The organism is Brucella grignonensis (genome assembly GCF_002252505.1).
GTDB lineage: Bacteria > Pseudomonadota > Alphaproteobacteria > Rhizobiales > Rhizobiaceae > Brucella > Brucella grignonensis.
In genome coordinates this window covers 180651-204932 of record NZ_NNRL01000158.1, presented here as the reverse complement: position 1 = coordinate 204932, position 24282 = coordinate 180651, and the positions used below count along the sequence as shown (strand labels likewise).

Sequence of the window (24282 nt, the reverse complement as noted above, 5' to 3'; positions counted from 1 at the left end):
CCGGGCACTCATAAATACCGGCGTCCCATTGGACCCGGTATATATGGCGCCAGCCTAAAGATCGAAGGGAAGATGGGACAACCATCTTCCCTTTTTGCATCTGGAGGACAGAAAAATGGTCGTCGAAGTTTTGGAAGAAGATTATTACGAGAGCTGTAGTGAGCGGGAGGACAGCTATGCTGATCTCTCGCCGGGTTTAGAGCATGCACTGGATTGCCCCGTTCTCGTCACAGACAGGCTGGTTCTGCGCCCGCCACATACCGAAGACGTGGATGCAATTTCCTATCTTGCCAATAATACCCGCGTCTCCGTCATGCTCGCCCGTATGCCACATCCATACACCCGCGAAAATGCCGTCGATTTTGTCGAGCGCGTCCGAAAAGGCGAGATGGGCAATTGCATTTACGCGATTACCCAAGCTGAAACCGGTATATTTATGGGCTGTTGTGGCATTCATGCGCATAAGCATGGCGAGGGGCTGGAGATTGGGTATTGGCTCGGCGAGCCCTATTGGGGGCATGGCTTCGCTACGGAAGCCGCTCACGCTCTGATCGATCTGGCCTTCCGCGCCACGCCAATCGAACGGTTGCATGTTTCGTGCCGGGCCAGCAATGACGGCTCGCGTCGTGTGATCCATAAGTGCGGCTTTCAGTTCAGCGGCATGGGCATGTCGGATTCGCTTGCTGCCGGGAATGTCCCTGTCGAGCGTTACGTCCTCGACAGGCGTACATGGATAGGCCTGAGAAGCTGGCAGTCATAATCAAAAAAGACGGTCCTGCGCGATAACCGCAGGACCGATAAAAATCGGGGAATATGATGAACGATATTTATGCTGTCGCCCGTGAAAGGGTTGTTGTTCGCGCACTGGACAAGGGTGACTTGCATCGGTTTCGCGCGATGCGGCTTTCGGCACTGCAGCTTGCGCCGCAAGCCTTCGGCTCGACCTTTGAAGAAGAAAATGCCTATTCCGACAATGTGTTTGCGCGTCGTCTGGAACAGGTAAACGGCAATGTCATTTTCGGTGCCTTTGATGGTGAGAACCTGATGGGCATTGCCGGGCTGTTCCGGCATGAGCGCAGGTCGGAGCGCCATCGTGGTACGCTGGTCAGCGTCTATGTTGCTCCCGAAGCGCGTGGGCTGGCTCTGGGCAAGGCACTCGTTGGACGGATTATCGAACATGCGGCACAGCATGTGGTGATACTGGATGCGAAGGTCGTGACAACCAACGAGCCCGCGAAGCGTATCTATGATCAGCTTGGCTTCAAATCCTATGGTGTTGAGCGCAAGTCGCTTTATGTGCAGGGGCAATATCTGGATCAGGAACTGCTCTATATCGACTTCAGCGATCCTGCGTGGAAACTGAATTTGGGCTGAAATCCATTCGTCTTCAATAGTGGCTGGTTGTCTTCTCGATTTCGACATTTGTTTGTTGCTTGTCGCAGAGTGATGCAAATGTCGAAATCAGACCACTAGCTGTTTGCAGGACAAGGGTTTTGCTGTAATTGCAAATCGGATTGCGCGAGATTGCGTGCGGTCCCAAGTTTAAGACGCGCTACGATACAAGTTTCGAATGCGTCACAAGAGGTAAGTTCAATGAAATTTCTCGATCAGGCCAAGATTTACATTCGCTCGGGCGCGGGCGGTGCGGGCGCTGTTTCGTTCCGGCGCGAGAAGTTTCTTGAATTCGGCGGTCCTGACGGCGGTGACGGCGGTCGCGGTGGCGACGTCTGGGTCGAGGCCGTCGATGGTCTCAATACGCTGATTGATTATCGCTACCAGCAGCACTTCAAGGCCAAGACCGGCATGCATGGCATGGGCCGCAACATGACTGGCGGCAAAGGCGATGATGTCGTGCTCAGAGTGCCGGTTGGTACGCAGATTTTTGAAGAAGATAATGAAACGCTGATTTGCGATATTACCGAGCTCGGCCAGCGTTATCGTCTCGCCAAGGGCGGGAATGGTGGCTTTGGCAATCTGCATTTCACCACATCCACAAACCGTGCGCCGCGCCGGGCCAATCCCGGCCTCGACGGTATTGAGCGCACAATCTGGTTGCGTTTGAAGCTGATAGCCGATGCCGGTCTGGTCGGTTTGCCGAATGCGGGTAAATCCACATTCCTCGCAAGTGTGACAGCGGCCAAGCCAAAGATTGCTGACTATCCTTTTACCACGCTGCATCCCAATCTTGGTGTAGCGCGTGTTGATGGTCGCGAGTTTGTGATCGCCGACATTCCAGGCCTTATTGAAGGCGCAAGCGAAGGCGTGGGCCTTGGCGACCGCTTCCTTGGCCATGTCGAGCGCACGCGCGTTCTGTTGCATCTGGTGTCAGCGCAGGAAGAAGATGTTGCAAAGGCTTACACCGTCATTCGCGGTGAGCTTGAAGCCTATGAACATGGCCTTGCCGAGAAGACAGAAATTGTAGCTCTGTCGCAGATTGATACGCTTGATCCGGATGCGCGCAAGGAAAAGATCAAGGCACTGAAGAAGGCCTGCGGTCGCGATCCGCTGCTGCTCTCCGCCGTCAGTCATGAAGGTCTGAATGATGTCTTGCGCCAACTTGCAAGCGTGATTGACAAGAGCCGTGCAGCGGAAGCTGGAACAGCCGAAGAAGAATAACAGTTGAGGACGCGGCGCGGGAACTGAATGCATGTTGAAACAACTCAAAGATTATCGCCGCATCGTTATCAAAATCGGATCTGCGCTTCTCGTAGATCGTTCAACGGGTCTCAAGCAAAGCTGGCTTGAAAGTCTGGGCCAGGACATTGCCAGCCTCTCGCAAGCAGGTGTGGAAGTTCTGGTCGTTTCTTCGGGAGCCATTGCGCTTGGCCGTACGGTTCTTGGTTTGCCGAAAAAGTCTTTGAAGCTTGAGGAAAGTCAGGCTGCAGCTGCTGCTGGTCAGATCGCACTCGCCAAGGCCTACGCCGATGTGCTCGGTAGCCACGGCATCAAGTCTGGTCAGATTCTGCTCACACTGGCCGATACTGAAGAGCGTCGCCGTTATCTCAATGCGCGAGCGACCATTGAAACGCTTTTGAAGCTTGGCGCTGTGCCGATCATCAACGAGAATGATACAGTCGCAACCACTGAAATTCGTTATGGTGACAATGACCGTCTGGCGGCTCGAGTTGCGACTATGATGGGAGCAGATCTGCTCATTCTGCTTTCAGACATTGATGGGCTTTATACAGCCCCGCCCCATAAGAACCCGGATGCGCAGTTCCTACCTCTTGTGACGGCGATTACTCCGCAAATCGAGGCTATGGCGGGAGCTGCCGCATCCGAGCTATCCCGCGGCGGTATGAAGACCAAGCTTGATGCGGGCAAGATTGCCAATGCCGCAGGCACGGCAATGATCATTACATCCGGCACGCGTATGGCGCCGCTTTCAGCTATCGATCATGGCGAGCGCGCAACCTTGTTTGAGCCGTCGCGTGCGCCGGTCAATGCCTGGAAGACATGGATTTCCGGCAATCTTGAACCTGCAGGTAAACTGCTGGTCGATGCGGGTGCGGCAAAGGCGCTGAAGTCTGGCAAATCGCTACTGCCCGCAGGTGTCAAAGAGATTGAAGGTCAGTTCGAGCGCGGCGATACGGTTGCAGTGCTGAATGAAGATCGTCGCGAAATTGCGCGCGGCTTGATTGCTTATGATGCCGCCGATGCGCGCAAAATTGCCGGGCATAAAAGCGATGAGATTAGTACCATTCTTGGTTATGATGCGCGCGCTGCGATGATACATCGCAATGATCTGGTTGTGCGCGGCGTGACTGCGGTTGAGACAGAAGAAGCATAAAGGGTGGAGCGGATGCTGAACAAAGTGGATGGGGGAGCTGACATTGCAGCCATCATGGCGGAAGTTGGTCGCAAGGCCAAAGCTGCCGCAGCACCACTCGCAATAGCAAGCGCCGAGCAAAAGAACAAAGCTCTGCTTGCCGCCGCCGATGCGGTCCTCGCAGACAAAGATGCAATTCTTGCAGCCAACAAACTTGATCTCGCCAATGCAGCAGAGAGCGGCATGGCTGCATCTTTTGTCGACCGATTAACGCTCGATGACGGTCGCATTCAGGCGATTGCCGATGGTATTCGCGCGATTGCCGCTCTACCCGATCCTGTCGGTGAGGTGATTGCCGAATGGGACCGTCCCAATGGTCTGCATATCGAGCGCGTGCGCACGCCGCTCGGTGTGATTGGTGTCATCTATGAAAGCCGCCCCAATGTGACGGCGGATGCAGGTGCGCTCTGCCTCAAGGCCGGTAATGCGGTGATCCTGCGTGGCGGTTCAGATTCTGCCCACTCCTCGGCTGTGATTCACAGGGCCCTTGTGACTGGTCTTGAAGCCGGTGGACTGCCTGCCGATGCTATCCAGATCGTGCCCGTAACGGACCGTTCTGCGGTTGGCGAAATGCTCAAAGGTCTGAACGGCACGATTGATGTGATTGTGCCCCGTGGCGGCAAAAGCCTTGTTGCGCGGGTGCAATCAGAAGCGCGTGTTCCGGTCTTTGCACATCTCGAAGGCATCTGCCATTTGTATGTCGATGCTTCTGCCGATCTTGATATGGCACGCGCCATTGCCGTCAATGCCAAGATGCGCCGCACCGGCATTTGCGGCTCAGCTGAAACGCTTCTTGTGGATTGCGACGTTGCCGCAACGCATCTTGTACCAGTTCTGCAAGATCTGGCTGCAAAAGGCTGTGAAATTCGTGGAAGCGACGAGGTGAGGGCGCTTTATCCGAATGCCAGGCCTGCAACGGAAGAGGACTGGTCGACCGAATATCTCGATGCGATCATTTCCGTAAAGCTCGTCGACGGTGTTTCGGGCGCGATCGAGCATATCAATCGTTACTCATCACATCACACCGAGGCGATTATTGCTGAGGACGCCGAAGCCGTTGCACGCTTCTTCAACGAGATCGATTCAGCCATTCTGCTGCACAACGCCTCGACGCAATTTGCTGATGGCGGCGAGTTCGGTATGGGCGCGGAAATCGGTATCGCAACTGGCAAGATGCACGCACGCGGGCCGGTGGGCGTCGAACAACTGACCTCGTTCAAGTATCGTGTTCGCGGTAACGGACAAGTTCGCAGCTAATGCGTTTCGGCTTCGGGCTTTCCGCACTGAAAGAGCAATATCCGGATGTCGATGCGCATTATCTGCGCATGCCGCATGTCGAAAAAGGCATGACGGTCGGTCTGTTTGGTGGCTCGTTCAACCCTCCGCATGGAGGGCATGCGCTGGTGGCAGAAATTGCGATCCGGCGGCTCAAACTTGATCAGCTCTGGTGGATGGTGACACCCGGCAATCCGCTGAAAGACAGCCGCGAACTGGCGCCGCTCGCTGACCGACTGAAATTGAGCGAAGATGTGGCGAGCGATTCGCGTATCAAAGTGACGGCTCTGGAAGCTGCCTTCAACGTGCGTTACACGGCCGATACGCTGGCGCTCATTCGCAAAGCCAATCCCGGTGTGCATTTTGTATGGGTGATGGGGGCTGACAATCTTGCGTCGTTCCATCGCTGGCAGCGTTGGCGTGAGATTGCGCAGAATTTTCCAATCGCAGTGATTGATCGACCGGGTTCGACACTGGCTTATTTGTCCTCGCGCATGGCGCAGACATTTTCCGATAGCCGGCTGGATGAACATTATGCGCCGGTGCTGGCGCGCCGCACGCCGCCTGCCTGGACATTCATTCACGGACCGCGTTCTTCGCTTTCTTCAAGTGCACTACGCAAACAGAAATTGAAAAAGTGAATGATGTTTATGTTTCGGGCGTATCCTGAAAGGTATGAAACAGTTTTCGGGTGAGATGCACGTCAAAAAAACCCAAGACTCTTGAAAGAATACAGGGACTCTGCCTATCTTAGGCATGTACGGTGCTTATGATTGCCGTACTGCGTTGTTCTTGTCGGAAAGGAACTACACTGAGAACAGCAATTGAGAAGAAGGCTCACCACGCGCCTTCACCGGTCGGGATGAACGAAACAGCTTTCGTGTCCCAGGCCTTCGACGCGGCTTTGGCCAGTCTCGAAAACTCCAAAGCAGAATCCATTATCCCCATCGACATTCGCGGAAGATCCTCGATCGGCGATTATATGATCGTCGCGTCTGGTCGCTCGCATCGTCATGTGACGGCTGTCGCTGATCATCTTTTGCAGGCTCTTCGTGAAATGGGCTGCAAAGATATGCGGGTCGAAGGACTCGAGGGCGGTGATTGGGTTCTCATCGATACAGGCGATATTGTCGTCCATATTTTCCGTCCGGAAATCCGTGATTTCTACAATCTGGAAAAGATCTGGATCAACGACGATTTCGAAGATCAGCGCGCATCGGGAACGGTGCACTGATCAAGTCGTAAAGAGGACGTGATGCGTGTGAGTGTGATGGCCGTGGGCCGGATGAAGGCCGGCCCCGAGCGGGAGTTGGTCGAGCGTTATTTTGACCGGTTTTCCAAGGCTGGGCCGCCATTAGGGCTCGAATTTGCGGGCGTGAATGAGATACCCGAAAGCCGAGGACAAACGGCTGATCTGCGCAAGGCCGAAGAAGCACAGCGCATTCATGAAGCTCTCGATAATGGTGCTGCCCTTATCCTGCTGGACGAGCGTGGCAAAGCGCTCGGCTCGGAAGCTTTTGCTGAACGCATTGGCCGGATGCGTGACGATGGCAAGCGGCAACTGATTGTCGCCATTGGCGGCCCGGACGGACATGATCCTGCTTTGCGTTCGCGTGCAGATTTGGTTCTGGCGCTGGGCGAGTTGACGTGGCCGCACCAGATCGCCCGCATCCTGATTGCCGAGCAGCTTTATCGCGCCGCAACAATTCTTGCGGGACATCCTTATCATAGGTCCTAGTACTTTACTGCATATGGTGACCGAGATGCTAAACACAGCGGGCGTCTCTATCGTCGAAGACAAACCACTGGTTGGCTATCCAATGTGCTATATCTCCGATCCATTCGGAATCGTATCGAATTGACGGAACAGCTCACATCATGACGGCTATAATCCACACGAGTGGTTATGGTTGATGGTTCGTTAACGGTATGCGGCTAGTTTTGGCCTTGTTTGTTCCTGATATAGCGCGCCATGAGTCTTTTTCGTCTTCCCAAAAAGCCTAACCTGTCTGCCGTGTTGCGGACTGGTTTTGTCGCGGCTGCTCTCATGGCAGGCGTGCCGCAGGTTTTTGCACAACAGGCTCTTCAACAACAGCGCGATCAGGCAGCGAGTGAATATGAGCAACTCAGCACCGAATTGTCGGTGACGGGCGACAAGCTAAAGCAGCTTGAAGACGAGGTGGCAAACCTCAAAAAGGATCAGGCGACCATTACCGCAGCGCTGATCCAGTCGGCCAAGACCGACAAGAAATTGCAGCAGGATATTGCCGATAGCGCTGACAAGCTCGTGTCTCTGCGTGAGCAGGAAGACGGCATTCGTATTTCTTTGCGAGCACGACGCAGCATTCTGGCAGAAGTGCTGGCAGCTCTTCAGCGGATGGGCTTGAATCCGCCACCCGCAATTCTCGTACGACCCGACGATGCCCTGGCATCGGTGCGCAGTGCCGTGCTGCTTGGCGCGGTTGTACCGGAAATGCGTGAACAGGTGGAAGAGCTCACCAGCGATCTCAAGGATATGCAGCGCGTCACCGCTTCAATTACCCAGGAACAGGACAAGCTCAAGGAAACGCGGACAGCCCAGGCTGAAGAGCAGAAGCGTCAATCACTTCTTCTTGAAGAAAAGAAGAAGTTGCAGGCGCAATCCGAGCAGGAAATCGAGGCACAACGCAAGCGCTCGGAAGAACTTGCGGCCAAGGCGGGTAGTCTCAAGGAACTGATCGACGGGCTTGATGAGCAGATGGCAGGGGTGCGTGACGCGGCGGATGCTGCGCGCAAGGCGGAAGCCGAACGTCTTGCAAAAGCGCAGGAAAAGGCCGGAGAAGCAACGCCTGACGAGAACCGCCTGCATGCGCAGCTTGATTTTGCATCACTGCATGGAAAGCTGGCATTGCCTGCTGCGGGCAAGACAATCCGGCATTTTGCTGAAAAGGATGGTGTTGGTGGCAACATGATGGGGCAGGTTGTCGAAACCTTGCCCGCTGCCACGATTACGTCACCTTCCGATGGCGTTGTGCTTTATGCAGGTACATTCAGATCTTATGGGCAGCTCTTGATCCTGGATGCTGGCGGCGGATATCATATCGTGATGGCTGGCATGGGCCGAATCGATGTGGCGCAAGGTCAGTTCGTGCTGGCGGGTGAGCCTGTCGGTGCAATGGGTGAAAAACTTCTCGCAAGTGTTGCGCCGATAGAGGTGGGCAATGGTGCGCCATTGCTTTACATTGAGTTTCGAAAAGATGGAAAACCCGTTGATCCGGCCCCGTGGTGGTCTGAGCGGCTTTCTGGAAGGACACAAAATGATACGTAAACTGTCGCTGCTGTTCGCCGGAGCCCTGATGGGCGCGTCAGCCATGGTGATGGTTCAGGGCGCGCCTGCCTCCACTGCTTTTGCAGCAGCGGGGAAAGATAGCGATGTCTATAAGGACCTGGCTCTCTTCGGTGATATTTTCGAGCGCGTGCGCCAGCAATATGTGACGCCGCCAGATGACAAGAAGCTGACCGAAAGTGCCATTAACGGCATGTTGACGTCGCTCGATCCGCATTCGTCTTATCTCAACCCGGAGGCAGCGCAGGACATGCGCGTGCAGACCAAGGGTGAGTTCGGTGGTCTTGGTATCGAAGTGACAATGGACAATGATCTTGTGAAGGTCATCGCGCCGATTGATGACACGCCAGCTTCCAAGGCCGGTGTTCTTGCAGGCGATCTGATCAGCAAGATCGACGGTCAGGAAGTCCGTGGTCTGAGCCTGAGCGATGCCGTTGAAAAGATGCGCGGTGAAGTTGGTTCGCCGATTGAACTGACACTTATTCGTCAGGGTGCCGACAAGCCAATCACGCTCAAGATCGACCGCGCGGTCATCAAGGTCAAGGCAGTTCGCTCGCGGATTGAGAATGACGTCGGTTATCTGCGTGTGATTTCTTTCACTGAGCAGACTTCGGAAGACCTGAAGAAGGCGATCAAGGATATTCAGGAAAAGGTTCCGGCCGACAAACTGAAGGGCTATGTGCTTGACCTCCGCCTTAATCCGGGCGGTCTGCTCGACCAGGCGGTTGCTGTTTCCGACACATTCCTCGACAAGGGTGAAATTGTTTCGACCCGCGGTCGCGATCCGCAGGATGTAACCCGCTTCGATGCACGCAAGGGTGACCTTGTCGATGGAAAGCCGGTGATTGTGCTGATCAACGGTGGCTCGGCCAGTGCTTCGGAAATCGTTGCCGGTGCTCTTCAAGATCATCGCCGTGCCACGGTGCTTGGCACACAGTCTTTCGGCAAGGGTTCTGTCCAGACGATTATCCCGCTTGGTGAAAATGGCTCGCTGCGTCTGACAACAGCGCTCTATTACACGCCGTCGGGCAAGTCGATTCAGGGTAAGGGCATCACGCCGGACATCAAGGTTGAACAGCCATTGCCGCCAGAACTGCGCGGTGAGGATGTTGTTCGTGGTGAGTCTGAACTTAAGGGCCACATCAAGGGCAATGCTGAAGACGATCAGGGATCGGGTTCTGCAGCTTATGTTCCACTTGAGCCTAAAGATGACGTTCAGCTCAACGAAGCGATGAAGCTTCTGCGTGGTGAAGAAGCCAATGCTGCTTTCCCACCAGACCCTAAAAAGGGTGTTCTGAACTGATCTGCCTTAGAGCGCCGTGTGTCCTTTCGGACGCACCAAGGTCGCTCCAAGCTATTGAATCCACCATGCTGTTGAAGGCGAATGAAACAAAAAAACGCGGGAGTTCAGGCTCCCGCGTTTTCTTTTGTCGCAGTTTACAGCGGCTCCAGATAAGATTGAATCGTTGTAACCGCTCTATAACACTCGTTCAAACGCGCGCATACGGAGATACCATGTCGAAGCATAAAGGTCCTGTCGATCCTGAAAGCCTGCCTTATCGCCCTTGTGTGGGGCTGATGGTGCTCAACAGGGAAGGTCTCGTCTGGGCCGGCCGACGCATCGTTATTCCCGGCGACGAGATGGATGGGGCTACGCAGCTTTGGCAGATGCCGCAGGGTGGTATCGATAAGGGTGAAGATCCAGCGGTTGCATCGCTGCGTGAGCTGTATGAAGAAACCGGCATGAAGTCGGTTTCGCTGCTTGCGGAAGCCCCAAACTGGATCAATTACGATCTGCCGCTGCGTCTGGTCGGACATGCCCTCAAAGGTAAGTATCGTGGTCAGACCCAGAAATGGTTCGCATATCGTTTCGAGGGCGATGAGAACGAGATTGCGATCAACCCGCCTCCCGGTGGGCATACAGCCGAGTTTGAAGAATGGGCCTGGAAGCCGATGCAGGAACTGCCTGAGCTGATCGTGCCTTTCAAGCGCAAGGTCTATGAAGAAGTGGTGGCAGCCTTCAAACATCTGGCGCCTTAATTCTCATAGCCTCTTGTCTGACAGGCCAACATATTGTCAACTCATCGCAGATGCGTCGGGGACGCGTTCTGAAAGGGAGAATTGCTTATGGACGGTATGAGTCTTCTTGTATTCCTTTTCGTTGGCCTGATTGCTGGCTGGCTTGCCGGCAAGGTGGTGCAGGGCGGTGGTTTTGGCCTCATCGGCAACGTTATTGTCGGTGTAATTGGCGCTTTCTTTGCAGGCTGGCTCTTGCCACGATTGGGCTTTTCGGTCGGTGGTGGCATTATCGCTTCCATCGTCAATGCCTTTATCGGTGCTGCGATCCTTCTTGTTATTCTGCGCATCGTTAAACGCGTCTGACGACGCGTTCCAATCCTGAATAAAGGCCCGGTTTTTCAAAAGCCGGGCCGCTCTTTTTCAAAGTTCAATCCAATGACACCGAATTCGCGACTGTCTCTCGGTCTGGCTCTGACCGCGTCGGCAGGCTTCATTGATGGAATTGCTTTTCTCGAACTGGGTGGCTTTTTTGCCTCTTTCATGAGCGGCAATACCACACAGCTGGGGCTCGCTGTTTCCGGGCAACCGGATGCTTTGGGACGGGTAATTATCTGGCTTCCCGCTGCTCTTATCGCCCTGTTTTTCATAGGCGCATTTTTGGGTACGCTTGCCGTTCGCGCCCATGGCAAGAACGGTAGTCTCGCAGTCATGGCAAGCGTGGCGGCGATCCTTCTTCTGGTCAGCATCTTGCGTCATGAGGGTCTCGATCTGATCCATCCGGTTCTGCTGCTGGCAGCCGCCATGGGTGCGCAGAATGCCGCCGTACAGCCCATAGGCTCTGCGCGTCTCGGTGTGACTTATGTGACCGGAACTTTGTTTAATTCAGCTGCTGATCTTGCCGGGTCATGGCGGGGTGAAGTGCCACGATGGCGCTGGTTGCAACATTTCGCTGTTTGGCTGTCATTGATGATTGGTGCCGTTCTTGGCGGCTTTGCGCATTATTTCATTGGCCTCGATGCACTGCTTATTCCTGCAGCTATGATCATCGGTGTGATGGCATTTTATTGGAAAGCAAATTAGAGCGCATTTCGATCTCATCATTTTTTACGCGCATCTTATCCGAAACCGTTTCACACTTTCGGTATACGCCCTAACTGAACAGCGATTTCTCGCTCTCCACCAGCTCGGAAATCAAAGCTGAAACGGCCGTAACACGTCGCAGTGTGCGCGCGGATTCATGATAGGTCAGCCAATAGGCCCGGCGGATGATACGATCAGGCAATACAGGCACAAGATTGGGATCAGCGCGTGCGATGAATGCGTGCAAAATGCCGATGCCGGCACCCGCACGAACCGCTTCCATCTGTCCCAATGCGCTTGAAACCTCAAAAGCAGGCTTCCAGTCGCGGCTGATTTCCGGCGCATAGGCGAGAGACGGATTGATCACCAGATCTTCCACATAACCAATTGTCCGATGGTGGTTCAGATCTTCGACGCTTTCAGGCATGCCATTCGCTTCGAGATAGGAACGATGGGCAAAAAGGCCCAGCGTATAATCGACCAGCCTGCGGGCGACCAGCCGTCCCTGTTCCGGACGCTCGACCGTGATGGCGATGTCTGCTTCACGTCGCGACAATGAGAAGGAGCGCGGCACAGGCACAAGCTGGATGGTAAGATCGGGATATTGTTGTGTGAGCCGCGCCAGTCTCGGAGCCAGAAACGTAACGCCAAAACCATCAGGCGCACCAATTCGCACCGTACCTGATACAGCAATATCCGCATTGCCAACTTGCGAACGTGCAGAAAGCATTTCTGCTTCCATGCGTTCGGCTGCGAGCAGAAATTCTTCGCCCGCCTGCGTGAGTGTTGAACCGTTGGTTCGGCGCGTCAGCAGTGTCGTGGAAAGTGCAGCCTCAAGTGCAGTCAGCCTGCGGGCGACTGTTGTGTGGTTGAGGCCGAGTCTTTTGGCCGCGCCCAGAATCTGCCCAGAGCGGGCCACAGCAAGGAATATGCGGATATCGTCCCAGTTCATGGTGTTCTTTGTTTGAGTGTGATTTTGATTTGGCATGATCTCGAAAAGCACCACGCGCTTTTCGAGATTTATCTTATTGGTACTATAAAAAATGCACAACAGATACGCTTTTCAGCGCCTTGCAATTGTGAATTTGCAGAGTCAGGATGGCCTTCAAGATGGCAGGTTTTGGATCTGTCAGACGGAACCAGAATTCAGGGAGGTCTTCCAATGCGCACTGTAGGGCATTTCATCGGCGGCAAGCATGTAGCTGGCAAAAGCGGCCGCACGTCGGATATTTTTCAGCCGCTCGATGGCACGGTGCAGGGCACAGTTGCTCTCGCCACAAAAGACGAAGTTCGCGCAGCAGTAGAAAATGCCAAGGCTGCCCAGCCAGCATGGGCTGCAACCAACCCGCAGCGCCGCGTTCGCATTCTTCGCAAATTCCTTGAGCTGGTTGAAGCTGAATATGACAGCCTTGCCGAACTGCTTGCACGCGAACACGGCAAGACTATTGCCGACGCCAAGGGCGATATTCAGCGCGGTCTTGAAGTGGTCGAAGTCTGCCTTGGTTCCGCACACATGCTGAAGGGCGAATTCACCGACAATGCAGGAACGGGCATCGATACCTATTCCATGCGCCAGCCGCTGGGTGTTGTGGCGGGTATTACGCCGTTCAACTTCCCGGCAATGATTCCACTCTGGAAAGCCGGTCCTGCGATTGCCTGCGGCAATGCCTTTATCCTGAAGCCGTCGGAGCGCGATCCTGGCGTGCCGATGCGTCTTGCCGAACTGTTCATGGAAGCCGGTCTTCCAGCTGGCATTTTCAACGTCGTCAATGGCGACAAGGATGCTGTTGATGCGCTGCTTGATGATCCTGATGTTCAGGCCATTGGCTTCGTCGGTTCTACGCCGATTGCGCAGTATATTTATGGACGTGGTTGTTCGAACGGCAAGCGTGTGCAGTGCTTTGGTGGCGCCAAGAACCACATGCTGATCATGCCGGATGCCGATATGGATCAGACCGTCGATGCGCTGATTGGCGCAGGTTACGGTTCGGCTGGCGAACGCTGCATGGCGATCTCGGTTGCCGTTCCTGTTGGTGAAGACACTGCAAACCGGCTGATGGAAAAGCTGATCCCACGCGTTGAATCGCTGAAAATTGGTCCTTCGACCGATAATTCGGCAGATTTCGGTCCGGTTGTTACCAAGGCGGCACTCGACCGCATTCGTGGCTATGTTGATCTCGGTGTCGAAGAAGGCGCAAAGCTGGTCGTCGATGGCCGTAATTTCAAGATGCAGGGCTATGAAAACGGCTTCTACATGGGTGGTTGCCTGTTCGACAATGTCACGTCGGACATGCGCATCTATAAGGAAGAAATTTTCGGTCCGGTTCTCTCGGTTGTTCGCGCCAAGACCTACGAGGAAGCACTGGCTCTGCCGAATGAACATGAATTCGGCAATGGCGTTGCTATCTTCACCCGCGACGGCGATGCAGCGCGCGATTTTGCAAGCCGCGTTCAGGTTGGTATGGTCGGTATCAACGTGCCGATCCCGGTTCCGATTGCTTATTACACCTTTGGCGGCTGGAAGGCTTCGGGCTTTGGTGATCTCAACCAGCACGGCCCTGATGCTTTCCGCTTCTACACCAAGACCAAGACAGTCACCTCGCGCTGGCCGTCTGGTGTCAAAGACGGAGCCGAATTCGTCATTCCAACGATGAAGTAACGCCAGACGTTCCTTTGCTTGCGCGTCCTCGCTCCGCTGCGGGCGCGCGGCATGGCGTCAAGGATGGGGCGGAGTTCGTGATCTCGATGATGAAGTAATTTCGGACATTTCCCTTACAGAGTATCGACCCCGCCCATTGTGGCGGGGTTTTCTTTTCTAACTATTTGATGGGGAGGGAACGGAGTTTCTTTCCAGTCGTTTAAAACAAGCATGAAGATTTCCATGCGGTCGTTTCGCAGTCGAAGCGATTCACTTACGTTCAGATGAAGAGTGAGAGGCAGAGTGCCTTATTGATCAGCCAGAATGTGCAGGAGTTTCCCATGACCGCGAAAGTCAATCAACGTATCGTCCTCGCTTCACGGCCCGATGGGCAACCGGTAGCACAGAATTTTCGGCTTGAGGACGTGGCGATCCCAAGTCCGGGTGAAGGCGAACTGCTTCTGAAACTGCGTTATCTTTCGCTTGGTCCCTATATGCGCGGGCGCATGAGTGCTGCAAAATCCTATGCTGCACCGGTCGAGATCGGTGCCGTCATGGATGGTGGAACGGTGGGCGAGGTGGTTGAGAGCCACAGCGCAGGCTTTGCGCCGGGTGATCTGGTGCTTTCGCATTCGGGTTGGCAGAGCTATGCGCTTGCAAAAGCCACAGATGTTCGCAAGCTTGATCCGAAGGCGGCACCAGTAACGACGGCGCTCGGCATTCTCGGTATGCCAGGGTTTACGGCGTATTCGGGTCTTCTCACGATCGGTCAGCCGAAAGAAGGTGAGACCGTGGTGGTTGCCGCTGCAACCGGACCCGTGGGCTCTGCTGTGGGGCAGATTGCGAAGCTGAAAGGCGCACGCGCGGTTGGCATTGCGGGCGGCGCGGACAAATGTCGTGCGCTGATTGAAGAGTTTGGCTTTGACGCAGCAATTGATCATCACAGCGAAAACTTTGCAGAAGAGCTGGCCGCAGCCTGTCCGAAAGGTATTGACGTCTATTTCGAGAATGTAGGCGGCAAAGTCTTTGCGGCAGTTTTCCCGCTGCTCAACCAGTTTGCCCGTGTGCCCGTGTGCGGTCTGATTGCCCAATATAACCAAAGCGGCGCATTTGACGGACCGGATCGTCTGCCGGTTTTCATGCGGGACGTTTTGTCGAAAAGCCTCACGATTCGTGGTTTTATCCAGCGTGATTTCGTGGAGCAGCGTCCGGCCTTCTATCATGATATGGCGAAGTGGATTGCCAATGGTCATGTGCGCTATCGTGAAGACATTGTCGACGGGCTTGAAAATGCACCAAAAGCCTTCTTCTCGCTGCTTGAAGGCGGTAATTTTGGCAAGCTGATCGTGAAAATCGCGTGAGTGCATTCCGAAAATTTGGATCTGTTTTCAGGTGAGTTACATTTGATCAAACATTCTGCTTGCAGAACGGCGCTTCGGGCGTGATGCTGTGGCTCTTCTTTGGGACGCGAGTCTTTTTTTGAGGGCAGACAGGTCATGGGCGAACGCCAGCAGGCGGGTGTAGGCGGGGGCGGAGGTCCGGGACGCGAGCGTCAGGACGAGGCGCAGCGTATTCTCGATCGGCTTGCGCGCGAACAGATCGGTGCGGAAGGCATTGTGCGGCGCGGGCTGTCCCGTACCGCCGAGCATCTGTCGGCCAGCGACGCACCGGAGAATGATCCAATAGAACTTTGGGCTACTCGCGTTGGGCGCGGATTGGGGCTCATCATCACGCTGGCGATAATCGGCTGGCTCCTTTTCTATCTCATGCAAAGCTAGGTTCAACATGACGCTTTCTGCGCCGTCGGATGCGACAACCGTTATTGTCATTTCAAGTCATGTCGTGCGTGGTTCTGTGGGTAACCGTGCAGCAGTTTTCGCCTTGGAAACGCTGGGCTTTCCTGTCTGGGCTGTGCCGACTGTGGTGTTGCCATGGCATCCCGGTCATGGGCCTGCCGGGCGCATCGTGCCGCCACCGCACGAATTTGCAACATTGATGCAGGATCTGGAACGCGCACCGTGGCTTGGTGAAGTAGGTGCAATCCTGACCGGTTATCTCGGTCATCCCGAACAGGCGGACGCTGTCGCCGGACTTATCAAAGCGGTGAAAGCGCGTAATCCCAATGCGCTTTATCTGTGTGATCCGGTGATCGGTGATCAGAAGGGGCTTTATGTTCCCGAAGCGACAGCCAATGGTATCCGTGACAAACTGTTACCGCTCGCTGATATTGCCACGCCCAACCGGTTCGAGTTGTCGTGGCTGACGGGGGTTCCGCTGGAAGACAATAAGGCTTTGATGGAAGCAGCACTTGATGCAGGTCCTGCGACAATGCTGGTAACGTCTGCTTTCCCGCTTATGACGGGCAGTATCGGCAATATCCTGCTGACGCCAACGGTTGCGCTGATGGCTGAACATCGCTGCGTCGAAGGACCGACCAATGGTCTTGGCGATCTGACTTCAGCGGTATTTCTGGCGCGCAAGCTGTCCGGTCTTTCCGACGAGAAGATGCTGCAAAGCACGACAGCCGCAGTGTTTGAAATCATGGCGCGCTCCGCCAAGCGCGGCGCTGATGAACTGATGCTGGAAGCAGATGCTTCCAGTCTCGCGGTACCAATGGCAATGGTGCAGACGCGGCGACTGGTGCATCCGACCAAGGGATTGCGGGCGTAGGGCTGTGGTTTCAGCAGTATTCTGCACCATGCTTATGCGGTTTATGATGGCTGCGAGAGATCGCAAATGCTTGAACTTGAACGCCAACGTTTTTTATTGCTCTCGGTTTTCGATAGGGATATTGGAAAGTCATGGCTGATCTACCAGATTCACTACTCGCCGGTTATCGTACCTTTATGAGCGAGCACTTCGCGCAGGAAACAGCGCGTTATCGGGAACTCGCGGAAAAAGGCCAGTCTCCTCAGACTTTGGTCATCGCGTGTTGCGATTCGCGCGCTGCTCCTGAAACCATTTTCAATACGGCACCGGGCGAAATCTTTGTCCTGCGCAACGTAGCAAACCTTATTCCACCCTATGAGCCGGATGGCGAATTCCATGCGGCATCGGCTGCCCTCGAATTTGCAGTGCAGAGTCTCAAGGTGAAGAATATCGTCGTTATGGGCCACGGCCGCTGCGGCGGGATCAAGGCTGCGCTCGATACGGAGAGCGCTCCGCTTTCTCCTGGTGATTTCATCGGCAAGTGGATGAGCCTGATTGCACCCGCGGCAGAAACAGTCAGTGGCAATCAGCTGATGACCCCGACGGAGCGTCAGACGGCCCTTGAGCGTATTTCAATCCGCTATTCTCTCAATAATCTGCGCACTTTTCCTTGTGTCGATATTCTGGAAAAGAAGGGTAAGCTCACCTTGCATGGCGCGTGGTTCGATATTTCGACCGGCGAACTTTGGGTGATGGATCACCAGACCGGTGATTTCAAGCGACCGGATGCCGGGCCGTTACAGCCCGCATCGGATATATCTGAGTAATAAAAAAGCCCGGGAAACCGGGCTTTTCTTTTATGGTTTTGACTGGATTAGAGCGCCGATCTGATTCAATCAGATCGGCGCTCTAATCATTTATTTTTACGCGCATCTTTTCCGAAAACCGTTTCACACTTTTCGGGATGCGCTCTAGTTCCCGTCGATTGCCTTGCCCATTTCGGCAATGGCGCGCTGGTAAACACTTGCAGCGTTCCAGCCCTGAATGGCACCATAGTTCGCTTCGCCTGGCTGATAGCCTGCACCGCGCCTCCAGCCGTGACCGACAAGGAAGTTCGCGGTCGAATAGAGAGCATCCGCCTTGGAGCGGGCCATGTCGATATGGCCGCTGCCGTCGCCGTCGACGCCGTATTTCAGGACGTTGACCGGCAGGAACTGCGTCTGGCCGATTTCACCATGCATAGCACCGACGGCATTTGGATCGAGATCCTGGTTGTCGATCAGCTTGAGTGCTGCATAAAGCTGCTGGGTGAAATAGTCGCTGCGGCGGCAATCATAGGCGAGCGTTGCAACAGCCGAAAGCGTGTGCTGCTTGCCGAGATAGGCGCCGAAGCCGGTTTCCATACCCCAGATTGCGATCAGCGGACCAGCTGGAACGCCATAGCGCTTTTCGATTGCAGCAAAGAGCGCCGCATTCTGCTTCTTCATCGAACGTCCGCGCTGGATGATCGTGTTTGCGCCGCGCTTCTGCATGAACTGCTCGAAGGAAAGCTTGAAGCTCTTCTGATTGCGATCAGCATTGATCGTGGCCTGCGCATATTTGGTGTTGGAAAGTGCACCAAGTGCACGCTTGCCAATACCACGTTCCTGCGCTTCCTTGACCGTCTGCTGGAGCCAGGCGCTATAGCCGGCGCCATTGTTTCCGCACTGGGCTGCCTCAGCGAGGCCGGTTCCGGCCATCATGCCCACTGCAAGAACTGCTGCTGCCGTCAAAGACCGGCCCTTGGCAAACAATGCCATTCGTTTCTCCTTTGGAGTTGATTCTACCTCGGCGCGAACTTGCCATTCTTTACGTCAAATGTCATGCCGGAACCGGACATCAGGTTCCACCATTTCTAGTATTTTATCGCTAAAACAAGGGATTCTGACAAGTTTAGAGCTTTAGAATAAGCATTTTCGCCCCTGTTGACAAAGTGCTTCATACCCATCGACTATAGTAGGGCTGGTAAAAACTATTTACCACTGCGATTACAATTTGATCTTTGAGGCCACGACATTGACGAGGGAGGACGCCACGTGTCGAATGGATTTCTTGCATTATTTGCATTTTTACCGATTTTCGTAGCCGGTGTAATGCTGGTTGGATTTCGTATTCAAGCCCGGACCGCCATGCCGGTCACTTATGTACTCACCGTGATTATTGCGATGGCTCTATGGGGTATGAGTGGCAATCGCATCATCGCTTCTACTCTTCAGGGATTGATCCAGACTGCCGGATTGCTCTGGATCATTTTTGGGGCGATTTTGCTGCTCAATACGCTGAAGCATTCAGGCGGCATTTCCGCGATCCGATCTGGTTTCGCACAAATCAGTCCTGATCGGCGTGTTCAGGTGTTCCTGATTGCGTGGCTTTTCGGTTCCTTCATCGAAGGGGCGTCTGGCTTTGGAACGCCAGCGGCTGTTGTCGCTCCATTGATGGTTGCTGTTGGCTTTCCAGCACTTGCAGCCGTCACATTCGGTCTCATTATTCAATCAACACCAGTTTCTTTTGGTGCGGTTGGAACGCCGCTCATTGTGGGCGTTCAGTCGGGTCTCAATCGTGAGGCGTTGACGGGGCAACTTCAGGGAGCCGGCTCAAGCTGGGAATACTTCTTTCACGTCATCACGTCGGAAGTAGCCATCCTGCATGCCGTTTGCGGCACTTTCATTCCGCTCTTTCTTGTTCTCATCATGACGCGCTTCTTCGGGCGTAACAAGTCGTGGACAGAGGGGCTGGCGATTCTGCCTTTTGCACTCTTCGCAGCCTTTTCATTCACAATACCCTACGTTCTGAGCGCGGTTTTTCTGGGTGCAGAATTCCCGTCGATGATTGGCGGTCTGGTCGGTCTGGCTCTTGCAACGCTTGCGGCACGTGCCGGATTCCTGATGCCAAAGGACGCTTGGGATTTTGCGCCAGCGTCAGAATGGCCGGAAGGCTGGATGGGCAGCGTTGAGATGAAGCTCGACGAGCTGACATCGCGGAAAATATCGTTGGGACTTGCCTGGACGCCTTACATACTTCTGGCCGTGTTCCTTGTGGTCAGTCGTACATTCCCAGCCGTTGGCAGCGCATTGAAGTCGGTGACTTTCGCTGCAACCAATATCATGGGGGAAAAAGGAATAAGTGGTGACTTTACACCCTTGTTCTTGCCCGGCGGATTGCTCGTTATTGTCTGCCTGATCACCTTCTTCATTCACCGCATGTCGGCGGTGCAATTTTCGAAGGCGTTTGGTGAAAGCACCAAGACCTTGCTTGGCGCGGGCTTTGTGTTGCTCTTCACTGTGCCAATGGTTCGCGTGATGATCAATTCCGGTGTCAACTCAAAGGATTTGGTCAGCATGCCGCTGATGGTTGCAGATTGGGTGGCTGTCGAGGTTGGGAATATCTATCCGTTCTTTGCTCCATCGGTCGGTGCGCTCGGCGCGTTTCTTGCGGGCTCCAATACGGTTTCCAATCTCATGCTCAGTCAGTTCCAGTATGGTGTTGCGGAAGGGCTTGGAGTCTCCGGGGCGTTGATGGTTGCAGGGCAATCGGTGGGTGCTGCGGCGGGCAATATGATCGCTATTCATAATGTCGTCGCTGCTTCTGCAACGGTTGGATTGTTGGGTCGCGAAGGCGTGACGATGCGCATGACCATCATTCCAACGATCTATTATGTGACACTGGCAGGCACATTGTTGCTGATTGGCTTCTATGTGCTGGGGATCGGCGATCCTCTGGTCGGAGCCGTTCCACAATAACGCTTGGGCAAACGGCTCTGTGCTACTGAATTGCGCAGGGCCGTTTGCCGCCTTTTGCTTGACATTGCGGGCTTATCACCTTAAAGCCTGCCCCAATCTATCCGCGATCTTCAGAACGCGAGCCGCCGACCGGGACCCATTGTGGTATAAAACGATCCCGGAGGTCCACATCCGACAGCGCGATGCGCCCTCGGGTGCTGTATCGCTTTGGTTGCTTCTTGAACTGACCAGTTCGCGGGACGATCTATCCCTGAGAACGCATTCAGCCTCCTCTCGGATTAAAAGGAAACTCGATGTTTGAATCACTTCAGGAGCGTCTTGGCTCCATTCTGAACGGCCTGACCGGACGCGGCGCTCTCTCTGAAAGCGACGTGGCGGCTGCGCTGCGCGAAGTGCGTCGTGCGCTGATCGAAGCCGACGTTTCGCTGGAAGTGGTTCGTTCTTTCACCGACCGCGTTCGTGAGAAGGCTGTCGGCGCAGAGATTCTGAAAAGCATCAAGCCCGGCCAGATGGTCGTTAAGATCGTCCATGACGAACTTATCGAAATGCTCGGTACCGAAGGCGTTTCGATTGACCTGAATGCACCGGCACCTGTCGTCATCATGATGGTGGGTCTGCAGGGCTCGGGTAAGACGACAACGACGGGCAAGATTTCCAAGCGTCTGACTGAACGTCAACGCAAGAAGGTGCTGATGGCGTCGCTCGATACGCGTCGTCCAGCAGCGCAGGAACAGCTTCGTCAGCTCGGCATCCAGACTTCTGTCGACACGCTGCCGATTGTCGCTGGCCAGTCGCCGGTTGAAATCGCCAAGCGCGCCGTTCAGGCTGCAAAGCTCGGCGGCCATGATGTGGTTATCCTCGATACCGCTGGTCGTACGCATATCGATGAGCCGCTGATGGTGGAAATGGCGGATATCCGCAAAGCCGCCAATCCGCATGAAATCCTGCTTGTGGCCGACAGCCTCACCGGTCAGGACGCCGTTAATCTTGCGCGCAATTTCGATGAGCGCGTTGGCATTACCGGTATCGTTCTCACCCGTATGGATGGCGATGGCCGTGGCGGTGCAGCCCTTTCGATGCGCGCCATCACCGGCAAGCCGATCAAGCTGATCGCCACCGGCGAAAAGATGGATGCGCTTGAGGAGTTTTATCCCAAGCGCATTGCCGATCGAATCTTGGGCATGGGCGACATTGTTTCGCTCGTGGAAAAGGCTGCCGAAAACATCGACGCGGAAAAAGCCGCAGCGATGGCCAAGAAGATGCAGTCGGGCAAGTTCGATCTCAATGATCTTGCCGACCAGCTTGGCCAGATGAAAAAGCTTGGCGGCATGGGCAGCATCATGGGCATGATGCCCGGCATGGGCGGAATGAAGGACAAGGCAGCAGCTGCCGGTCTTGACGACAAGGTATTTGATCGTCAGCTCGCCATCATCGGCTCGATGACCAAGGCTGAGCGCGCCAATCCCGACCTTCTCAAGCACAGCCGCAAGCAGCGCATTGCCAAGGGTTCCGGCACGAGTGCTGCTGACATCAACAAGCTTCTCAAGATGCACCGCCAGATGGCCGACATGATGAAAGTCATGGGCAAGGGCAAGGGCGGAATGATGAAGCAGATGATGGGTGGCCTTGCCAACAAGATGGGCCTTGGTGGTCTCGGGGGTGGGATGGGCATGCCCGATCTTTCCAAGATGGACCCCAAACAGCTCGAAGCGCTTGCCAAGCAGGCAGAGGCGGCCGGTCTTACAAAGGGCGGCGGTTTGCCAGGATTGCCGGGTTTGGGTGGACCTAAGCTTCCGGGTCTTGGTGGCGGCTTGGGTGGTGGTCTTCCCGGCCTGCCGAAGAAGAAGTGAGTAAGATGGCTGACGAACAGAACACTGCACCGGCTGAACTTCTGGCACTGCGCGCTTCCATCGACAATATCGATGCAGCGCTGATCCATATGCTGGCGGAACGTTTTCGCTGCACCAAGGCTGTTGGCGTCCTGAAGGCTGAACGCGGCCTCGCACCGGCTGATCCTGCCCGCGAAAAGCGTCAGGTGGAGCGCCTGCGCGCTTTGGCTGTCGATGCCCATCTCGATCCAGATTTTGCCGAAAAATTCCTGAACTTCATCGTGAAGGAAGTTATTCGGCACCATGAGCATGCCGCTGCAAATCACAGCGGAAACTGAATACCGTAAAAGCGGTTCAACCAATTGCCCATCTGGGCAGAACTATTGTCTAAAGGAAAGAAAAAATGGCTCTTAAGATTCGTCTCGCCCGCGCTGGCTCCAAGAAGCGTCCTTACTACCACGTTGTTGTTGCTGATGCTCGCAGCCCACGTGATGGCCGTTTCATCGAAACCGTTGGCGCATGGAACCCAATGCTTGCTAAAGACGCTGAACGCGTAAAGCTCGACGCTGACCGCATCCAGCATTGGATTGCACAGGGCGCACAGCCAACCGACCGCGTTCTTCGTTTCCTCGACCAGGCCGGTCTTGCCAAGCGTGAAGCACGCAGCAACCTGACCAAGGGTCTGCCAGGTAAGAAGGCTCAGGAGCGTCTTGCTCTTACCAAGCAGGCTGAAGAAGAAGCAGCTGCAAAGGCTGCTGAAGCTGCGGCGGCCGCTGCTGCTCCTGCTGAAGAAGCTGCAAGCGAATAATTTTTCGCAACTTGCGAATGGAAAAGCGGCGGATTACTCCGCCGCTTTTTTATGTTTAGACTATCGATTGGTCCTATGGATTTTCGGTGAGCGCCAATTCCCAGGTCTGCCCCACCAGATCGCTACCGAATGAATGGTGCGGGGCCTCATCAACAAGCTTGAAACCGGCCCGTTCATAAAGACGCCGGGCTGCTGTCAGAACGCTGTTTGTCCAAAGTGTAAGGTGATCGTCACCGACCGCGCGCGCGTGTTCGATGCAGGCATTCACAAGTTTCGCCCCAACGCCCGTGCCACGTGCTTCCTGCTCGACATAGAGCAAGCGTAGCTTGCCGAGTTTTGGTCGATCTCCATGCACCAGAAAGACCGATCCGACGATGCGGCCATTCATTTCCGCTATCCAGGCTCCATCATGAGCTGGATCAAAAGATTCGATGTAGTCGGCGAGAATACGGGCGACGAGTGCCTCATATTCGTGATTCCAGCCATATTCTTTGGTGTAGAGCAGGGCCTGCCTATGGATAACCCAGCCAAGGTCGCCAGCTTTTAGGCCGCGTATCTGCACGTCCCGCAGGTCCGGTTCGTTGAATATGCGTGTGATTGTTGTAGCCGATGCAAGTAAGTCCTTGCGTTGGTCTGGTCTTAATCCGTCGAGAAGCTCACCGACTGCCCCGCATGTATTCCGTTCCAGAGCGGAGTAAGCCTCGCGACCGGCTTTGGTAAGCTTGATGGGACGGCTGCGACCACCTTCCGGGTGCTGTGATGTTTCAATTAATCCGCGTTCGGCAAACCGTTTGAGCATCCTGCTGAGCTGGCCGCGATCAAGATCAAGTGAGCGCATAATTGTTGCAGCCGTCGGGTTGGTGCGATGTGCGATTTCGTAAAGGATACGCGCTTCGGATAGAGAGAACGGGCTGTTGTCGAGATGCGTGTTCAGAAGGCCGAGACGGCGCGTATAAGTGCGGTTAAAAGCGCGCAATTCGCTGATGTCTTTTTGATTTTCGTTCAATGTCATGGCTGTATACGCCGTTGCACAGCGCCTCCTATGTTGACT

25 protein-coding genes are annotated in these 24282 nt (G+C 54.8%); 22 read left to right on the top strand and 3 right to left on the bottom strand.

Going from position 1 to position 24282, the window contains the following annotated elements; genetic code table 11:
• Positions 1–115 precede the first annotated feature (115 nt).
• The 13 genes from CEV33_RS10590 to CEV33_RS10530 all read left to right on the top strand — a co-directional run bounded on the left by CEV33_RS10590 (position 116) and on the right by CEV33_RS10530 (position 11528).
• Complete coding sequence (locus CEV33_RS10590; RefSeq protein WP_094540451.1) at positions 116–760, top strand: GNAT family N-acetyltransferase; 645 nt, start codon at positions 116–118, stop codon at positions 758–760.
• 56 nt (positions 761–816) lie between these two features.
• On the top strand, positions 817–1374 hold the full coding sequence (locus CEV33_RS10585; RefSeq protein WP_094540493.1) for a GNAT family N-acetyltransferase: 558 nt from the start codon (positions 817–819) through the stop codon (positions 1372–1374).
• A 219-nt stretch (positions 1375–1593) separates the two neighbouring features.
• Entirely contained in the window at positions 1594–2616 is a 1023-nt protein-coding gene (gene obgE, locus CEV33_RS10580) for a GTPase ObgE (protein ID WP_094540450.1), read from the top strand.
• A 31-nt stretch (positions 2617–2647) separates the two neighbouring features.
• Positions 2648–3790: a glutamate 5-kinase gene (gene proB / locus CEV33_RS10575; protein ID WP_094540449.1), complete on the top strand. Its 1143-nt coding sequence runs from the start codon at positions 2648–2650 to the stop codon at positions 3788–3790.
• A 12-nt stretch (positions 3791–3802) separates the two neighbouring features.
• The gene (locus CEV33_RS10570) at positions 3803–5086 is read left to right on the top strand and encodes a glutamate-5-semialdehyde dehydrogenase (protein ID WP_094540448.1); all 1284 of its coding nucleotides are present in this window, start codon (positions 3803–3805) and stop codon (positions 5084–5086) included.
• Positions 5086–5745, top strand: coding sequence for a nicotinate-nucleotide adenylyltransferase (locus tag CEV33_RS10565; protein ID WP_094540447.1), 660 nt, complete (start codon positions 5086–5088; stop codon positions 5743–5745). Before CEV33_RS10570 ends, CEV33_RS10565 begins: the two co-directional genes overlap by 1 nt.
• A 221-nt stretch (positions 5746–5966) precedes the next feature.
• A complete protein-coding gene (rsfS, locus tag CEV33_RS10560) occupies positions 5967–6338 on the top strand; it encodes a ribosome silencing factor (protein WP_007876933.1) in 372 nt (123 codons plus the stop codon).
• A gap of 21 nt (positions 6339–6359) precedes the next feature.
• Positions 6360–6842, top strand: a complete 483-nt coding sequence (gene rlmH, locus CEV33_RS10555; RefSeq protein WP_094540446.1) for a 23S rRNA (pseudouridine(1915)-N(3))-methyltransferase RlmH — start codon at positions 6360–6362, stop codon at positions 6840–6842.
• 234 nt (positions 6843–7076) lie between these two features.
• Positions 7077–8411 carry a murein hydrolase activator EnvC family protein gene (locus tag CEV33_RS10550; protein WP_094540445.1) on the top strand — a complete coding sequence of 445 codons (1335 nt, stop codon included), beginning with the start codon at positions 7077–7079 and terminating at the stop codon, positions 8409–8411.
• Entirely contained in the window at positions 8401–9732 is a 1332-nt protein-coding gene (locus CEV33_RS10545) for a S41 family peptidase (RefSeq protein WP_094540444.1), read from the top strand. Before CEV33_RS10550 ends, CEV33_RS10545 begins: the two co-directional genes overlap by 11 nt.
• 212 nt (positions 9733–9944) lie before the next feature.
• Positions 9945–10469, top strand: a complete 525-nt coding sequence (locus CEV33_RS10540; protein ID WP_094540443.1) for an RNA pyrophosphohydrolase — start codon at positions 9945–9947, stop codon at positions 10467–10469.
• Positions 10470–10556: 87 nt separating this feature from the next.
• Positions 10557–10811, top strand: a complete 255-nt coding sequence (locus CEV33_RS10535) for a GlsB/YeaQ/YmgE family stress response membrane protein (protein ID WP_094540442.1) — start codon at positions 10557–10559, stop codon at positions 10809–10811.
• 72 nt (positions 10812–10883) lie between these two features.
• Complete coding sequence (locus CEV33_RS10530) at positions 10884–11528, top strand: YoaK family protein (RefSeq protein WP_094540441.1); 645 nt, start codon at positions 10884–10886, stop codon at positions 11526–11528.
• A 70-nt stretch (positions 11529–11598) separates the two neighbouring features.
• Here CEV33_RS10530 and CEV33_RS10525 read toward each other — a convergent pair whose 3' ends face one another.
• Positions 11599–12480: a LysR family transcriptional regulator gene (locus tag CEV33_RS10525; protein ID WP_094540492.1), complete on the bottom strand. Its 882-nt coding sequence runs from the start codon at positions 12478–12480 to the stop codon at positions 11599–11601.
• A 210-nt stretch (positions 12481–12690) separates the two neighbouring features.
• Here CEV33_RS10525 and CEV33_RS10520 point away from each other — a divergent pair, with 210 nt between their 5' ends.
• The 5 genes from CEV33_RS10520 (at position 12691) to CEV33_RS10500 (ending at position 17642) form a co-directional block, all read left to right on the top strand.
• A complete protein-coding gene (locus CEV33_RS10520; RefSeq protein WP_094540440.1) occupies positions 12691–14187 on the top strand; it encodes a CoA-acylating methylmalonate-semialdehyde dehydrogenase in 1497 nt (498 codons plus the stop codon).
• Positions 14188–14507: 320 nt separating this feature from the next.
• Positions 14508–15527, top strand: coding sequence for an NADP-dependent oxidoreductase (locus CEV33_RS10515; RefSeq protein WP_094540439.1), 1020 nt, complete (start codon positions 14508–14510; stop codon positions 15525–15527).
• A gap of 135 nt (positions 15528–15662) precedes the next feature.
• Positions 15663–15944 carry a hypothetical protein gene (locus tag CEV33_RS10510; RefSeq protein ID WP_094540438.1) on the top strand — a complete coding sequence of 94 codons (282 nt, stop codon included), beginning with the start codon at positions 15663–15665 and terminating at the stop codon, positions 15942–15944.
• A gap of 7 nt (positions 15945–15951) precedes the next feature.
• Positions 15952–16836, top strand: coding sequence for a pyridoxal kinase PdxY (pdxY, locus tag CEV33_RS10505; protein ID WP_094540437.1), 885 nt, complete (start codon positions 15952–15954; stop codon positions 16834–16836).
• A 131-nt stretch (positions 16837–16967) separates the two neighbouring features.
• On the top strand, positions 16968–17642 hold the full coding sequence (locus CEV33_RS10500; protein WP_024895831.1) for a carbonic anhydrase: 675 nt from the start codon (positions 16968–16970) through the stop codon (positions 17640–17642).
• A gap of 144 nt (positions 17643–17786) precedes the next feature.
• Here CEV33_RS10500 and CEV33_RS10495 read toward each other — a convergent pair whose 3' ends face one another.
• A complete protein-coding gene (locus tag CEV33_RS10495) occupies positions 17787–18614 on the bottom strand; it encodes a lytic murein transglycosylase (RefSeq protein WP_094540436.1) in 828 nt (275 codons plus the stop codon).
• Between the two features lie 276 nt (positions 18615–18890).
• Here CEV33_RS10495 and CEV33_RS10490 point away from each other — a divergent pair, with 276 nt between their 5' ends.
• The 4 genes from CEV33_RS10490 (at position 18891) to rpsP (ending at position 23231) form a co-directional block, all read left to right on the top strand.
• Positions 18891–20594 carry an L-lactate permease gene (locus CEV33_RS10490; protein WP_094540435.1) on the top strand — a complete coding sequence of 568 codons (1704 nt, stop codon included), beginning with the start codon at positions 18891–18893 and terminating at the stop codon, positions 20592–20594.
• A 293-nt stretch (positions 20595–20887) separates the two neighbouring features.
• Positions 20888–22444, top strand: a complete 1557-nt coding sequence (ffh, locus tag CEV33_RS10485) for a signal recognition particle protein (RefSeq protein ID WP_094540434.1) — start codon at positions 20888–20890, stop codon at positions 22442–22444.
• A gap of 5 nt (positions 22445–22449) precedes the next feature.
• Complete coding sequence (locus CEV33_RS10480) at positions 22450–22761, top strand: chorismate mutase (RefSeq protein WP_094540433.1); 312 nt, start codon at positions 22450–22452, stop codon at positions 22759–22761.
• A 65-nt stretch (positions 22762–22826) separates the two neighbouring features.
• Positions 22827–23231, top strand: a complete 405-nt coding sequence (rpsP, locus tag CEV33_RS10475; RefSeq protein ID WP_094540432.1) for a 30S ribosomal protein S16 — start codon at positions 22827–22829, stop codon at positions 23229–23231.
• Positions 23232–23304: 73 nt separating this feature from the next.
• Here rpsP and CEV33_RS10470 read toward each other — a convergent pair whose 3' ends face one another.
• A complete protein-coding gene (locus CEV33_RS10470; RefSeq protein ID WP_094540431.1) occupies positions 23305–24243 on the bottom strand; it encodes a bifunctional helix-turn-helix transcriptional regulator/GNAT family N-acetyltransferase in 939 nt (312 codons plus the stop codon).
• Positions 24244–24282: the final 39 nt, after the last annotated feature.

Coding starts and splice junctions, on each gene's coding strand:
- CEV33_RS10590 (WP_094540451.1), top strand. CDS start 116: ATGGTCGTCGAAGTTTTGGAAGAAGATTATTACGAGAGCTGTAGTGAG.
- CEV33_RS10585 (WP_094540493.1), top strand. CDS start 817: ATGAACGATATTTATGCTGTCGCCCGTGAAAGGGTTGTTGTTCGCGCA.
- obgE (WP_094540450.1), top strand. CDS start 1,594: ATGAAATTTCTCGATCAGGCCAAGATTTACATTCGCTCGGGCGCGGGC.
- proB (WP_094540449.1), top strand. CDS start 2,648: ATGTTGAAACAACTCAAAGATTATCGCCGCATCGTTATCAAAATCGGA.
- CEV33_RS10570 (WP_094540448.1), top strand. CDS start 3,803: ATGCTGAACAAAGTGGATGGGGGAGCTGACATTGCAGCCATCATGGCG.
- CEV33_RS10565 (WP_094540447.1), top strand. CDS start 5,086: ATGCGTTTCGGCTTCGGGCTTTCCGCACTGAAAGAGCAATATCCGGAT.
- rsfS (WP_007876933.1), top strand. CDS start 5,967: ATGAACGAAACAGCTTTCGTGTCCCAGGCCTTCGACGCGGCTTTGGCC.
- rlmH (WP_094540446.1), top strand. CDS start 6,360: ATGCGTGTGAGTGTGATGGCCGTGGGCCGGATGAAGGCCGGCCCCGAG.
- CEV33_RS10550 (WP_094540445.1), top strand. CDS start 7,077: ATGAGTCTTTTTCGTCTTCCCAAAAAGCCTAACCTGTCTGCCGTGTTG.
- CEV33_RS10545 (WP_094540444.1), top strand. CDS start 8,401: ATGATACGTAAACTGTCGCTGCTGTTCGCCGGAGCCCTGATGGGCGCG.
- CEV33_RS10540 (WP_094540443.1), top strand. CDS start 9,945: ATGTCGAAGCATAAAGGTCCTGTCGATCCTGAAAGCCTGCCTTATCGC.
- CEV33_RS10535 (WP_094540442.1), top strand. CDS start 10,557: ATGGACGGTATGAGTCTTCTTGTATTCCTTTTCGTTGGCCTGATTGCT.
- CEV33_RS10530 (WP_094540441.1), top strand. CDS start 10,884: ATGACACCGAATTCGCGACTGTCTCTCGGTCTGGCTCTGACCGCGTCG.
- CEV33_RS10525 (WP_094540492.1), bottom strand. CDS start 12,480: ATGAACTGGGACGATATCCGCATATTCCTTGCTGTGGCCCGCTCTGGG.
- CEV33_RS10520 (WP_094540440.1), top strand. CDS start 12,691: ATGCGCACTGTAGGGCATTTCATCGGCGGCAAGCATGTAGCTGGCAAA.
- CEV33_RS10515 (WP_094540439.1), top strand. CDS start 14,508: ATGACCGCGAAAGTCAATCAACGTATCGTCCTCGCTTCACGGCCCGAT.
- CEV33_RS10510 (WP_094540438.1), top strand. CDS start 15,663: ATGGGCGAACGCCAGCAGGCGGGTGTAGGCGGGGGCGGAGGTCCGGGA.
- pdxY (WP_094540437.1), top strand. CDS start 15,952: ATGACGCTTTCTGCGCCGTCGGATGCGACAACCGTTATTGTCATTTCA.
- CEV33_RS10500 (WP_024895831.1), top strand. CDS start 16,968: ATGGCTGATCTACCAGATTCACTACTCGCCGGTTATCGTACCTTTATG.
- CEV33_RS10495 (WP_094540436.1), bottom strand. CDS start 18,614: ATGGCATTGTTTGCCAAGGGCCGGTCTTTGACGGCAGCAGCAGTTCTT.
- ffh (WP_094540434.1), top strand. CDS start 20,888: ATGTTTGAATCACTTCAGGAGCGTCTTGGCTCCATTCTGAACGGCCTG.
- CEV33_RS10480 (WP_094540433.1), top strand. CDS start 22,450: ATGGCTGACGAACAGAACACTGCACCGGCTGAACTTCTGGCACTGCGC.
- rpsP (WP_094540432.1), top strand. CDS start 22,827: ATGGCTCTTAAGATTCGTCTCGCCCGCGCTGGCTCCAAGAAGCGTCCT.
- CEV33_RS10470 (WP_094540431.1), bottom strand. CDS start 24,243: ATGACATTGAACGAAAATCAAAAAGACATCAGCGAATTGCGCGCTTTT.